The organism is Streptomyces alkaliterrae, from assembly GCF_007097205.2.
GTDB lineage: Bacteria > Actinomycetota > Actinomycetes > Streptomycetales > Streptomycetaceae > Streptomyces > Streptomyces alkaliterrae.
Window position 1 is genome coordinate 16,239 of sequence record NZ_VJYK02000028.1, and the last position, 13,066, is coordinate 29,304.

General features: G+C 71.7%; 11 protein-coding genes. 1 reads left to right on the forward strand and 10 read right to left on the reverse strand.

Annotated features, from left to right (window positions below; genetic code table 11):
- Positions 1-39 precede the first annotated feature (39 nt).
- Positions 40-570 carry a DUF6879 family protein gene (locus FNX44_RS04605; protein WP_143646642.1) on the forward strand — a complete coding sequence of 177 codons (531 nt, stop codon included), beginning with the start codon at positions 40-42 and terminating at the stop codon, positions 568-570.
- Between the two features lie 212 nt (positions 571-782).
- On the opposite strand, the gene FNX44_RS04610 is transcribed toward FNX44_RS04605, so the two are convergent.
- From FNX44_RS04610 to FNX44_RS04655, 10 genes are all read right to left on the reverse strand, one after another.
- Positions 783-2,051 carry a thymidine phosphorylase gene (locus FNX44_RS04610; RefSeq protein WP_143646643.1) on the reverse strand — a complete coding sequence of 423 codons (1,269 nt, stop codon included), beginning with the start codon at positions 2,049-2,051 and terminating at the stop codon, positions 783-785.
- A gap of 105 nt (positions 2,052-2,156) precedes the next feature.
- Positions 2,157-2,579, reverse strand: a complete 423-nt coding sequence (locus FNX44_RS04615; protein ID WP_143646644.1) for a cytidine deaminase — start codon at positions 2,577-2,579, stop codon at positions 2,157-2,159.
- Entirely contained in the window at positions 2,576-3,838 is a 1,263-nt protein-coding gene (locus FNX44_RS28770) for an ABC transporter permease (protein WP_143646645.1), read from the reverse strand. Before FNX44_RS28770 ends, FNX44_RS04615 begins: the two co-directional genes overlap by 4 nt.
- Positions 3,835-4,947 (reverse strand): ABC transporter permease, encoded by a 1,113-nt coding sequence (locus FNX44_RS04625; protein ID WP_143646646.1) that lies wholly within the window; start codon positions 4,945-4,947, stop codon positions 3,835-3,837. The genes FNX44_RS28770 and FNX44_RS04625 overlap by 4 nt, the downstream gene beginning before the upstream one ends.
- The gene (locus tag FNX44_RS04630; RefSeq protein ID WP_143646647.1) at positions 4,944-6,527 is read right to left on the reverse strand and encodes an ABC transporter ATP-binding protein; all 1,584 of its coding nucleotides are present in this window, start codon (positions 6,525-6,527) and stop codon (positions 4,944-4,946) included. The genes FNX44_RS04625 and FNX44_RS04630 overlap by 4 nt, the downstream gene beginning before the upstream one ends.
- A 214-nt stretch (positions 6,528-6,741) precedes the next feature.
- The gene (locus tag FNX44_RS04635; protein ID WP_143646648.1) at positions 6,742-7,788 is read right to left on the reverse strand and encodes a BMP family lipoprotein; all 1,047 of its coding nucleotides are present in this window, start codon (positions 7,786-7,788) and stop codon (positions 6,742-6,744) included.
- 291 nt (positions 7,789-8,079) lie between these two features.
- The gene (locus tag FNX44_RS04640) at positions 8,080-9,276 is read right to left on the reverse strand and encodes an amidohydrolase (RefSeq protein ID WP_143646654.1); all 1,197 of its coding nucleotides are present in this window, start codon (positions 9,274-9,276) and stop codon (positions 8,080-8,082) included.
- Positions 9,277-9,602: 326 nt separating this feature from the next.
- Positions 9,603-10,727 carry a hypothetical protein gene (locus FNX44_RS04645; protein ID WP_143646649.1) on the reverse strand — a complete coding sequence of 375 codons (1,125 nt, stop codon included), beginning with the start codon at positions 10,725-10,727 and terminating at the stop codon, positions 9,603-9,605.
- A 2-nt stretch (positions 10,728-10,729) separates the two neighbouring features.
- On the reverse strand, positions 10,730-11,686 hold the full coding sequence (locus FNX44_RS04650; protein ID WP_143646650.1) for an N-acetylneuraminate synthase family protein: 957 nt from the start codon (positions 11,684-11,686) through the stop codon (positions 10,730-10,732).
- Between the two features lie 99 nt (positions 11,687-11,785).
- Complete coding sequence (locus tag FNX44_RS04655) at positions 11,786-13,045, reverse strand: cytidylyltransferase domain-containing protein (RefSeq protein ID WP_143646651.1); 1,260 nt, start codon at positions 13,043-13,045, stop codon at positions 11,786-11,788.
- Between the last annotated feature and the right edge of the window lie 21 nt (positions 13,046-13,066).

Sequence of the window (13,066 nt, forward strand, 5' to 3'; positions counted from 1 at the left end):
TCCCCGCACGCATGGTCCACACCATCAGGGAGGCATGCAATGTCATCGAGCAGCGTCCCGACATTCGTTGAGCTGCTGCGGAGTGCCGAGCACTCCGCCGTCCACCTGGAGATGCGGGACTCCTACGCCGTTGACTACGAGAAAGGCCCGTTCGCCGACTGGCGTGCCGGCCACCGCCACGCCCCTGCCGACCGCGCGTCCTGGTGGCGGCCGTGGCTTGACCTCATCGTCGAAACAGTCGGACGCGGCGTGGCGGTACGCCGAGCCCGCATCGTGTCCGAACCTGTCAGCGAGTACACCCGGTTCCTGTACGACGGAACGTTCACCAATGTCGCGGCAGGCGAACAGGTGCGGTGGCTGCCTCGACGGCGAGCCTCTGACATCGCCCTGCCGGGCAACGACTTCTGGCTCATCGACGGCAGACTGGTGCGCTGGAACCACTTCAGCGGCAATGGCCAGTCAGGAGGTGGCGAGATCAGCGAAGACCCGGCGGCCGCCCGGCTGTGCGCCGCCGCGTTCGACAAGGTGTGGGAACGCGGTGTTCCGCACGAGCGGTACGAAATCCGATAACAGGCAAGAGCGCTGGTGGTGAAGGCACTGGAGACGCTGCGCTGAAGTGCGTGCAAAGCGGTGGATCCTGGCGGGGCACACGCGGTGATCGGCGGGCGGAGAGCCTTGCGGCCCGGGCCTGGCCGGGAGGGCGTCGAGTGGCGGGGAGCTGTCGACGGCCTCCGGGCCTGGGCGCCGGGCCGCAAGGGGTTCGAGGGGGAACCGGTGGAGGATCAGGCGATGCGGTCGATGAGGAGCGGGGGCGGGGTGTGGTCGCCGCCGATCTCTACGGCGTCCGTCAGCGCGGCGAGCGCGTAGTCGAACGCCTCGGGGGTGTCGGTGTGCAGGGTCATCAGCGGCTGTCCGGCGGTGACCTCGTCGCCGGGCTTGGCGTGCAGTTCGACGCCGGCGCCGGCCTGGACCGGGTCCTCCTTGCGGGCGCGGCCGGCGCCCAGGCGCCAGGCGGCTACGCCGACGCCGTAGGCGTCGAGCCGGGTGAGCCGGCCGGTGGACTCGGCGGTGACGACGTGCTGTTCGCGGGCGACGGGCAGCTTGGCGTCCGGGTCGCCGCCCTGGGCGGCGATCATGCGGCGCCAGGCGTCCATGGCGCGGCCGTCGGCGAGCGCGGCGGCGGGGTCGGCGTCCGGCAGGCCGGCCGCGTCGAGCATCTCGCGGGCGAGCGCGAGCGTCAGCTCGACGACGTCGGCGGGGCCGCCGCCGGCCAGTACCTCGACGGACTCGCGGACCTCCAGCGCGTTGCCGGCGGTGAGGCCGAGCGGGGTGGACATGTCGGTGAGCAGCGCGACGGTCTTCACGCCGTGGTCGGTGCCGAGGCCGACCATGGTGCGGGCCAGCTCGCGGGCGTCGTCGACGTTCTTCATGAAGGCGCCGGAGCCGACCTTGACGTCGAGCACGAGGGAGCCGGTGCCCTCGGCGATCTTCTTGGACATGATGGAGCTGGCGATCAGCGGGATGGCTTCCACCGTGCCGGTGACGTCGCGGAGCGCGTAGAGCTTCTTGTCGGCGGGGGCGAGGCCGTCGCCGGCGGCGCAGATGACGGCGCCGACGTCCCGCAGGACGTCCATCATCTCGGCGTTGGAGAGCAGGGCGCGCCAGCCGGGGATGGACTCCAGCTTGTCGAGCGTGCCGCCGGTGTGGCCGAGGCCGCGGCCGGAGAGCTGGGGCACGGCCGCGCCGCAGGCGGCTACGAGCGGGGCGAGCGGCAGCGTGATCTTGTCGCCGACGCCGCCGGTGCTGTGCTTGTCGGCGGTGGGGCGGGGCAGGGAGGAGAAGTCCATCCGCTCACCGCTGTTGATCATGGCGGCGGTCCAGCGGCTGATCTCCGCGCGGTCCATGCCGTTGAGCAGGATGGCCATGGCGAGCGCGGACATCTGCTCGTCGGCGACCGCGCCGCGGGTGTAGGCGTCGATGACCCAGTCGATCTGCTCGGGGGTCAGGGTCTGGCGGTCGCGCTTGGCACGGATGACGGAGATGACGTCCACGGTTCTCCTCGCGGTACGGGCGGCGGTGAGCTCGGGGCGGGCGAGCGGCGGTGTTCCGGCTCGGCTGCCCCGCTTCGGTGCCGGGCGGGACGCCCGGCACCGGGGTCAGCGTTCGGTGAGGTCGGTGGGACCGAACGCGTCGGGCAGGAGTTCGGCGAGCGGGCGGACCCCGTCGGTGGCGTCGACGAGGAGGGCCGGTCCGCCGTGCTCCCACAGCAGCTGTCGGCAGCGGCCGCACGGCATCAGGATGTTGCCGGCGCGGTCGCAGCAGGTGAAGTGGGTGAGGCGGCCGCCGCCCCCGGCGACGAGGTCGGACACCAGTCCGCACTCGGCGCAGAGGGCGACGCCGTAGGCGGCGTTCTCGACGTTGCAGCCGCTGACCGTGCGGCCGTCGTCGACGCGGGCGGCGGCGCCCACGGGGAAGCCGGAGTACGGGGCGTACGCCCGGGACATCGCGTCCCGGGCGTACTTCCGCAGCGCCTCCCAGTCGAAGGGCGCCTCCGCTGCCTGGTGGTGGCCGGGCGTCACTTGCCTTCGCCCTTCCGGTACGACTGGCCGAGCGACTTGGGCATCCGCAGGCGTTGCGCCGACAGTGCCAGGACCAGCAGCGTGGCCACGTACGGGGCGGCGGACACGAACTGGCTGGGCACCTCGTCGACGGCCAGGTACCAGACGAACAGCCCGGCGGCGACCGCGGCGGTGATGACCGCCGGCACGTACTTGCGGCGCCACAGCTGCCAGGCGACGGCCAGCACGAGCAGGATGGTCAGCAGCAGGAGCAGCGCGTGCACGTTCTCGCCACCGCCGCGCAGGTTGAGGCTGTCGGCGTAGCCGAAGAGGCCGGCGCCGAGGGCGAGCCCGCCCGGCATCCAGTTGCCGAAGATCATCGCGGCGAGGCCGATGTAGCCGCGGCCGCCGGTCTGGCCCTCCTGGTAGATGCTGGAGGCGACCTCGGCGAGGAAGACGCCGCCGAGGCCGGCGCAGCCGCCGGAGATGATGACCGCGATGTACTTGTACTTGTAGACGTTGACGCCGAGGCTCTCGGCGGCGGTCGGGTTCTCACCGCAGGAGCGCAGCCGCAGACCGAAGGCGGTCCGCCACAGCACCCACCAGGTGAGCGGGACGAGCGCGAGCGCGACGACCGTCAGCAGCGACAGGTTGGTCGTCACGCCGCCGATGAAGCCGGCGAGGTCGGAGACGAAGAACCAGTGTTTGCCGTTGAGTTCCCGCATCTGGTCGGAGAGCCAGGGCACGGTGATCGTGGCGATCGGGTCGATCGCGGGCGACTGCTTGACCGTGCCGCCCTCCATGTCGGCGAAGGTGAAGCTGGAGAGGTAGCGGGTCACGCCGACGGCGAGGATGTTGATCGCCACACCGGAGACGATGTGGTTGACGCCGAAGCTGACGGTGACGATCGCGTGCAGCAGTCCGCCGAGGGCGCCGCCGACGATGCCCATGACCACGCCGGTCCACGGGCCCCACTGGACACCGGCCCAGGCACCGAACCAGGTGCCGAGGATCATCATGCCCTCGAGGCCGATGTTGATGACGCCGGCGCGTTCGGCCCACAGGCCGCCGAGACCGGCGAGGCCGATCGGGACGGCCAGCCGCAGCGCGGCGGAGACCTGTCCGGTGGAGGTGACGCCGTTGGCGCCGGTGATGATGCGGACGAGCGAGAACAGCGCGAGGCCGGCCGCGATGATCAGCATCCACTCGGCGAGCGTGGGCCGGCGGCTGCCGAAGGGCTTGCGCTTCGCGGTGGGTGCCTGGGTGAGGGCGGTGCTCATGCCGAGGCCTCCTTGGTGTTCTCGCCGTTCCCGGCCGCGGCGGCGGCGAGTTCCTCGCCGACGCGCTGCTGCTGGCGGCGCAGGCCGTAGCGACGCACGGCCTCGTAGCTGACGACGACGGCGATCACGATCAGGCCCTGCATGATCGTGGCGATCTCCTTCTCGTACCCGTTGAAGTCGAGGGTTGCCGAGGCCTTGTCGAGGAAGGCGATGAGGAGCGCGCCGAACGCGATGCCGACGGGGTGGTTGCGGCCCAGGAGGGCGATGGTGATGCCGGTGAAGCCGATGCCGGCGGGGAAGTCGAGGCTGTAGGTGTGCGAGCTGCCGAGCAGCACCGGCATGCCGGCCAGGCCGGCGATGGCGCCGGAGATGAGCATGCTGGTGAGCACCATGCGCTTGGCGTCGACGCCGCTGGCCGCGGCGGCGCTCTGGCTGGCGCCGGTGGCGCGCAGGTCGAAGCCGAAGCGGGTGCGGTTGAGGACGACCCAGTAGGCGATGCCGAGCAGCGCGGCGATCACGATGAAGCCGTAGATCTTCCCGCCCTCGGTCTCGAAGTTCGGGAACCAGCCGGACTCCGGGATCTGCCCGGTGGTGAGGTTGTTGCCGACCGCCTCGCCCAGCTGCGCGGGGAGGATGAGGTAGGCGATCACCGAGGTGGCGATGGCGTTCAGCATGATCGTCGAGACGACCTCGCTGACGCCCCGGCTGGTCTTCAGGATGCCCGCGATGCCGGCCCAGAAGGCACCGACCAGCGCGGCCACGACCATGATCAGCAGGACGTGCAGCACCGAGGGCAGCGTGACCGACGCGCCGACGACGGCGGCGATCATCGCGGCGAGGCGGTACTGGCCGTCGACGCCGATGTTGAACAGGTTCATCCGGAAGCCGACCGCCACCGCGAGGGCCGCGATGTAGTACGTCGTGGCCTGGTTGACGATCAGCACCTGGATGTCGATGTTGCCGGCGTACTCGATCATGAGCACGTACGGCTCGACCGGGTTGTTGCCGGTGACCAGCAGCACCATCGAGGTGAGCAGCACGGCGACGCTGATCGCGAGCACCGGGCCGGCGGCGGCCAGGGTCAGCCGCTCGCTGTCGAACTTCTTCATCGGTCCTCTTCCCCCGTCGCGTCGTCCTGCGGGGCGGTGTCGTGCTCCAGGTGGCCGGACGCGGCGCCGGTCATGGCGGAGCCCAACTCCTCGGGAGTGATCGTGGCGGGGTCCGCGTCGGCGACGAGCCTGCCCCGGTAGATGACACGCAGTGTGTCGGACAGACCGATCAGCTCGTCGAGGTCGGCGGAGATCAGCAGGACCGCCAGGCCCTCACGGCGGGCTTCCCGGATCTGGTCCCAGATCTGGGCCTGCGCGCCGACGTCCACACCCCGGGTGGGGTGCGCGGCGATCAGGAAGCGCGGGTGGTGGCTCATCTCGCGGCCGACGATCAGCTTCTGCTGGTTGCCGCCGGAGAGGGAGGCCGCGGTGACGTCGATACCGGGCGTGCGGACGTCGTACTCCTCGACGATGCGCTCGGTGTCCTGCTTGGCCGCTTTGGGGTTCAGCCAGAAGCCCCTGCTGTTGGGCTCCTCGGTGACGTGGCCGAGGATGCGGTTCTCCCAGAGCGGGGCCTCCAGCAGCAGGCCGTGCCGGTGCCGGTCCTCGGGGATGTAGCCGACACCGCCCTCACGTCGGCGCCGGGTGGCCCAGGCGGTGATCTCCTCGCCGCCGAGGCGGATGGTGCCCTCGTCGGCGTGGCGGGTGCCGATGAGCGCGTCGATCAGCTCGGTCTGGCCGTTGCCCTCGACGCCGGCGAGGCCGAGCACCTCGCCCTCGTGGATGGTGAAGTCGATGCCGTCGAGCACCGCGCGGCGGCCGTGCTCGGGGTCGCCGGCGTAGAGGCTGAGACCGGAGACCTCGATCATGGGCCGGTCGGTGACGGTGGACTCGCGGGTCTCGGGGGTGGGCAGTTCGCTGCCGACCATCAGCTCGGCGAGCTGTCTGGTGGTGACGTCCTGCGGCTTCACCGAGGCGACCGTGGTGCCGCGCCGGATGACGGTGATGTCGTCGGCGACGCTCAGCACCTCGCCCAGCTTGTGGGAGATGAAGATGACCGTCAGGCCCTCGGCCTTGAGTTCGCGCAGGTTCGCGAAGAGCGCGTCGACCTCCTGCGGGACGAGCACGGCGGTCGGCTCGTCGAGGATGAGGGTGCGGGCGCCGCGGTAGAGGACCTTGAGGATCTCCACGCGCTGGCGGTCGGCGACACCCAGGTCCTCCACCAGCACGTCCGGGCGGACGCCCAGGTGGTAGCTGTCGGAGATCTCCTGGATCTTGCGGCGGGCGGCGGAGCCGATGCCGTGCAGGCCCTCACTGCCGAGAACGGTGTTCTCCAGCACGGTGAGGTTGTCGGCGAGCATGAAGTGCTGGTGCACCATGCCGATGCCGCGGTTGATCGCCTCACCGGGGCTGCCCAGGCTGACCTGTTCGCCGTCGATGGTGATCGTGCCCTCGTCCGGCTTCTGCATGCCGTAGAGGATCTTCATCAGGGTCGACTTCCCCGCGCCGTTCTCGCCGACGATCGCGTGGACGGTGCCCTTGTGGACCGTCAGGTGGATGTCGTGGTTGGCGACGACGCCGGGGAAGCGTTTGGTGATGCCCGCCAGCTCTACGGCGGGCGGGCTGCTGGACGCGTTGATGGTGCACTCTCCTCGGGGAAGGAGCGGCTTGGCGGGGTGGGCGTTGGCGACGCTATCGCGCCCGGAGGGACGCTACGCGCGTAGAGCTTTTGCTTAAGGACAGACCCGGCCGGTGACCGGAGGAGAAGCGTTCCTCCGGTCGGGGCCGGGCCTGTCACTCGCTCGCACGGGAGCGTACTGGACTCGCGGGAGTCCGGCTCACTCAGGGACGGGCTCAGGGAGTGGTGTTGACCTTGATGTCCCCGGCGATGATGCCCTCACGGGCCTTCTTCACCGCGTCCTGGATGTCCTTCATGTTCTGGAACTCCGGGTTGGAGTTGGCCAGCGCCACTCCGTCGCCCTCCAGGTCGTAGCGCAGGACGCCGCCCTTGACGTTGTCCTCCTGGACGTTCTTGATCAGGTCGTACACCGCGTCGGCGACGCCCTTGGTCATCGAGGTCAGGATGTTGTCCTTGTACTTCGCCAGCGCCTTCTGCTCGTACTGGTCGGAGTCGACGCCGATGACCCACTTGTCCTTGGCCGCGACGGCCTCGATGACACCCTGGCCCGCGAGGCCGGCGGCGTGGTAGATCACGTCCGCGTTGGCGTCGAGCTGGCCGTTGGCGGCCTCCTTGCCGAGGTCCGGCTTGGTGAAGCCGTCGAAGTTCGGCGGCTGGCTCAGGTACTGGCGACGGACCTTGACCGACTTGTCGGTGTCCTGGACGCCCTGCACGAAGCCGGCCTCGAACTTCTTGATCAGCGGGATCTCCACGCCGCCGACGAAGCCGACGACCTTGGACTCGGTCGCCTTGGCGGCGGCCACGCCCGCGAGGTAGGAGCCCTGCTCCTCGCTGAAGACCATGTTGACGATGTTGTCGCCCTCGACGGTGGCGTCGTCGACCAGACCGAACGTCGTCTTGGGGTTGCGCTCCGCGGCTTCCTTCACGGCGTGCGCGTAGGCGAAGCCGACACCGATGACCGGGTTGTAGCCCTGGCGGGCCAGTTCGTTGAGGCGGTTCACCTTGTCGGCGTCCGCCTCGCCGTCCGAGGGCTCCTGGTCGGCGCCCTTGAAGCCGAACTCCTTCTTGGCACGCTCGAGACCCGTGTAGGCCGCGTCGTTGAAGGACTGGTCGCCACGGCCGCCGACGTCGTACGCGATGGCCGCGCCCTTGTCGTCGCTGGAGCCGGAACCGGTGGAGCTGCTGTTACCGCAGGCAGCGGTGGTGAGCGCGAGGGCCGCGGTGGCGGTGACCGCGGCGGCAAGCTTGGTTACCCGACGCAAGAGGAGGTCTCCTTCGACTCTCGGAAGCGCCTCTTCCGGCGCTGGCCTCCGGCTCAGAGTAACGCGCGTAGATGTCAGGTAAAGCCCTGGATGGGGTCCGTTATCGATTCGGTGTTTACCCTTCCGTAGGTCCGGATTCACCGCCCGTGACGCCGGATATCGGACGGGTCCGGCAGGGCCCCTTCGACGGGTGGCGACACGGGCCGCCCGGAGGCCGGACGGCCGTCCGCCCCGGCGCCGGGGCGGACGTCGGAACGACCAGCGGTGCGGTCGGCGCGGACGTCGGAACGGTCAGCCGCGGCGGGCGTCGAGGAGGGCGGCGGCGGTGAGGAGTTCGACGCCGACGGCGATGGCGCTCTCGTCCACGTCGAAGTCGCCCTGGTGGATGTCGCGCGGCACCTGGTCGCCGGGGCGCCGCACACCCAACCGGGCCATCGCGCCCGGGACCTGCTCCAGGTACCAGGAGAAGTCCTCGCCGCCCAGGCTCTGTTCGGTCGACTCGACGGAGTGGGCACCGAAGCGCACGGCCATCGCGTCGTGCAACAGCTCCGTGCTCTCCTCCTCGTTGACGACCGGCGGGACGCCGCGGATGTAGTTGATCTCCGACTTCGCCTGGTGCAGCGCGGCGATCTCGTCGACGGCGGCGTGCACCAGATCCGGCGCGGCGCGCCAGCCCGGCAGGTCGAGGCAGCGGATCGTGCCGGACAGCTCGGCGTGCTGCGGGATGACGTTGCAGGCGTGCCCCGAGCTGATCCGCCCCCAGGTCAGCGCGAGCCCGGAGCGGGTGTCGACGCGGCGGGCGAGCAGCGCGGGGACCTCGGTGGCGACCTTCGCAGCCGCGGTGACCAGGTCGGTGGTGAGGTGGGGGCGCGCGGTGTGGCCGCCGGCGCCGGTGAGGCTGATCTCCAGGCGGTCGCAGGCGGAGGTGATCGGCCCGGTGCGCAGACCGATCCGGCCTGCGTCCACCTTGGGGTCGCAGTGCAGCGCCAGGATGCGCCCGACGCCCTCCAGGGCGCCGCTCTCCACGGCGTCGGTGGCGCCGCCGGGCAGCACCTCCTCGGCGGGCTGGAACAGCAGCCGCACCGGGTGCGGCAGCTGGCCCTTGCGGGCGAGGTCGGCCAGCACCAGGCCGACGCCGAGCACCACGGTGGTGTGCACGTCGTGCCCGCAGGCGTGTGCCCGGTCGGGCACGGTCGAGCGGTAGGGCACGGTCTTGGTGTCGGGGATGGGGAGCGCGTCGATGTCGGCGCGCAGCGCGAGCATCGGCCGCCCGCCGACGTCCTCGCCGTCGCTCCCGCCGCCGGGGGTGGGATGAACGTCACAGATCAACCCCGTCCCGCTGTCGAGTACGCGGGGGCGCAGACCGGCGCGCTCCAGGCGCGCCCTGATCGCGGCGGTGGTTCGGAACTCCTGGTGGCCCAGCTCGGGGTGCATGTGCAAGTCCCGCCGGAACGCGATGAGTTCGCTGCGCAGCGGCACACTCACCATGCCGGGCAGCGCCGTCTCGTCGGCGGTCCGAGTGCTGGACTGGGGCGACAGCAGTTGGCTCACCCAAGTCAGCGTATGCCCTGTCGGGGGCCTCCCGGGAGGCGATCATGGAAAGTTAAGCCACACAGGCGAAAATTCACCCCTCCCCCTGGCGCATACGTCCATACTCAGATGGGTATGCCCAAGGGTTTACTCACTCCTCGCGCAGCTGTGCGAGGGGCGGCCGGGCGCCGCGAGCGGGCGCCCAAGGCCCGTCGGTCATCGGCTCCCCCAGCCCGGGCGTGGGACGGATCCGGCCGGTCAGGGCCGCAAGCCGGCGGCGGGGGTCAGGAGGCCGCCGCGGCCGGGCCCGGCGGGAGGCGCTGGGCGCCGCTGGCCGTGCCGGTGACGGCGGCGAGGAAGCCGCTCGCCCGGGGCGAGGCCCGGGAGGTGAGCCAGGCCGGGTCCACGTCGCAGACCGCCACCCGCACCCCGGTCCCGGTGAGCGCCAGCGGCAGGGTGTGCACGACGGTGGACGGGAAGCTGAGGATGGTACGTCCGATCGGGCCGCGCCGCGCGACGAGTTCCAGCGGCAGGTCGGGGCGGACGACCTCCAGACCCGCCTCGGTGGCCACCCGGTGCAGTTTGGCCGTGCTCTCCCGGCGGTGGGCGAAGTAGCGGGTCGCGCCGTGGGAGCGGGCGAGGGAGCGTACGGCCTCCAGGTAGCGCTCCTCGTCGACGACGCCGGTCTCCACCAGCGACGTGCCGACCATGTCGGTTCCCGCGGCCACCTTCGGCGGCCCGAACCTGGCCCTGGTCCAGGCGAACTCGTTGGCCGTCGTCCGCACCCGGGCCGGAGCCTCCACCGGCATCGCGCTGAACACCTCGACCTCCCGCCCCTCCCCCGGACGCAGCCGTCTTCGGGCCATCGCGGCGACCGGCGCGAAGAGCAGCGCGCGCGGACCGCGGGCGCCCTTGCGGTGCCACCGGACGAACCGTTCCCCCCGGGCGAGCTGGCCGACGAACTCCATCGTGGCGGTGCCGTCGTCGACGACGGTCAGCTCCGCCGTGGGCCGCGCCAGGGTGAGCAGCAGCTGTACGTAGCGGGAGAAGGGGTCGCCTATGGCCAGGCGCCGGGCGCGGCGCAGCGGCCCGGCCAGGGCGGCGATCGTGCGGAGCGGGGCCAGCGCGCCGCCGCGCGCCTGGGCCCACTCCACGTGGTGCCCCTCGTCGCGGGCGAGCTGCGCCATGCGGCGCAGCTGCCCCCGCGTCATGGGGTCGTGCGGGGCGAGCACCACCACCGTCAGGCCGGACGGGGAGGGCCGCAGGGACGCGCTCTCCCGCTCTTCGCCGGGGCCGGCGGGATCGCCGTGTCCGGACCGGTGCGCCCACTCCAGCATGTTGAGGAGCTGCACCGGGCTCTCGACGAAGGCGAGGACGTCCCCGTCCGGCGGGGTGGCGGCCGCGGTCATCCTCAGACCCGCGCGGGCTCGCGCTCGGCGGTGCCGGCGGCCTCGGCCGCCTCGGCCTCCGCCACGACGCCCGTGACGCGGCGCAGCTTCTTCATCGGGGCCAGCTCGCTGTCGTAGACCTTCTTCACGCCGTCACCGAGGGATGCCTCGATGGTGCGGATGTCGCGCACCAGGCGCTGCAGGCCGCCCGGCTCGACGGAGGCGGCCTGGTCGGAGCCCCACATCGCGCGGTCCAGGGTGATGTGGCGCTCGACGAAGACGGCACCGAGAGCGACGGCGGCCAGCGTCGTCTGGAGGCCGGTCTCGTGGCCGGAGTAGCCGATCGGCACGTTCGGGTACTCGGCCTGGAGGGTGTGGATCATCCGGAGGTTCAGTTCCTCGGCCTTGGCGGGGTAGGTCGAGGTGGCGTGGCAGAGCAGGATGTTGTCGCTGCCGAGCACCTCCACGGCGTGCCGGATCTGGCGCGGCGTGGACATGCCGGTCGAGAGGATCACCGTGCGGCCGGTGGCGCGCAGGGCGCGCAGCAGCTCGTCGTCGGTGAGGGAGGCGGAGGCGACCTTGTGCGCGGGCACGTCGAACTTCTCCAGGAAGGCGACGGACTCCACGTCCCAGGGGGAGGCGAACCAGTCGATGCCGCGCTTCCTGCAGTACTCGTCGATGGCCCGGTAGCCGTCCTCGTCGAACTCCACGCGGTGCCGGTAGTCGATGTAGGTCATCCGGCCCCAGGGGGTGTCGCGCTCGATCTCCCACTGGTCGCGCGGGGTGCAGACCTCGGGGGTGCGCTTCTGGAACTTGACCGCGTCGCAGCCGGCGTCGGCGGCGGCGTCGATGAGGGCGAAGGCGTTCTCCAGGTCGCCGTTGTGGTTGATGCCGATCTCACCGGTGACGTAGACCGGGCGACCCGGGCCGGCGGTCTTGTCGCCGAGGGTGCGGAGGCGGTGTCCGGCGTTAGCTGTCATCTCAGGAGTTCCTTCGTGATGGTGGGACTTGTGAGGGTGGGTGGTTCTGCGACGGGTGGCCGTCGCCGCGGTCGTGCGGCGGCGGTCGTGTGGGGCCCGTCAGGGGTGGCTTCCGGTGGGCCGGTCGCCGGCCGGAACGCCGTCGAGGGAGGGTCCGAGCAGCCAGGAGGCGATCTCCCGGATGGCGCCGTACCCGCCTTCGGTGGTGGTGACGGCGCGGGCGGCGGCGCGTACGACGTCGTGCGCGCCGGCCACCGCGACCGGCCAGCCGACCAGGTCGAAGCACGGCAGGTCGTTGACGTCGTTGCCGACGTACAGCACGCGTTCCGGGGAGACGCCCTGCTCCTCGCACCACTGCTTGAGCGCGAGGTCCTTGCGGTCGACGCCGTGCAGCACGGGCAGCCGCAGCTTGCGGGCCCGGGCGGCGACGACCGGGTTCTCCTCGGTGGAGAGGATCAGCAGCTTCAGTTCGGCGCGGCGCAGCGCGGCGATGCCCAGGCCGTCGCCCCGGTGGACGGCGACCAGCTCGCGGCCGTCGGAGTCGATCAGCACCCGGTCGTCGGTCTGGGTGCCGTCGAAGTCCAGGACGACGGCCTCGATCTCGTCGCGGGCGGGCAGGGCGGCGGACGGCGCGGCGTCCAGCAGCGGGGCCAGCGCGCGGGCCCGGGCGAGGTCATGCGGGTCGTCGACCTCCAGCACCCGGGCCGGGTCGGTGGTGATCAGGTCGGTGCGGCCGAAGAAGCGGTGCCCGGCGGCGCGGAAGCCGGGCGCGGCCATCGCGTAGGCGGCGCCGGTCTCCAGCAGGTCCTGCGGGCGGTCCTGGCGGCGCGGGCGGTGCGCCTTGTCGTGGTTGACGCCGTGCGCGCCGGAGCCGCCGGCGATGTCCCCGTTGACCTCGAAGTCGCCGCCGCCGTCGCCGGTGCGCCAGAGGAAGCCGTGGAAGGGGGCCACGGTCAACGCGCTGTCCGCACCGTCCTCGGCGACCGCGCCGGCCACCCGGCCGATCTCGTCGGCGGTCAGGAACGGACTGGTGCACTGCACGAGCAGGACGACGTCCACCTCGGTCTCGTAGCGCGCCTCGTAGACGTCCATGGCGTGCAGCACGGCGGACTCGCTGGTGGCCGTGTCGCCGGAGAGGACGGTGGGCCGTTCGACGACCTCGGCGCCGGCGGTCCTGGCCGCCTCGGCGATGCCGTCGTCGTCGGTGGAGACCACCACCGCGGTCACGTGACGGGCGGCCAGGCACTCCCGCACCGCGCGGGCCACCAGCGGCACACCGCCGACCGGCGCGAGGTTCTTGGCGGGCACGCCCTTGGAGCCGCCCCGGGCGGGGATCACGGCGAGGACGGTCGGGGGCACGGCTGCTCCTTGCGGCGGGCG

Coding starts and splice junctions, on each gene's coding strand:
- FNX44_RS04605 (WP_143646642.1), top strand. CDS start 40: ATGTCATCGAGCAGCGTCCCGACATTCGTTGAGCTGCTGCGGAGTGCC.
- FNX44_RS28770 (WP_143646645.1), bottom strand. CDS start 3,838: ATGAGCACCGCCCTCACCCAGGCACCCACCGCGAAGCGCAAGCCCTTC.
- FNX44_RS04625 (WP_143646646.1), bottom strand. CDS start 4,947: ATGAAGAAGTTCGACAGCGAGCGGCTGACCCTGGCCGCCGCCGGCCCG.
- FNX44_RS04640 (WP_143646654.1), bottom strand. CDS start 9,276: ATGGTGAGTGTGCCGCTGCGCAGCGAACTCATCGCGTTCCGGCGGGAC.
- FNX44_RS04645 (WP_143646649.1), bottom strand. CDS start 10,727: ATGACCGCGGCCGCCACCCCGCCGGACGGGGACGTCCTCGCCTTCGTC.
- FNX44_RS04650 (WP_143646650.1), bottom strand. CDS start 11,686: ATGACAGCTAACGCCGGACACCGCCTCCGCACCCTCGGCGACAAGACC.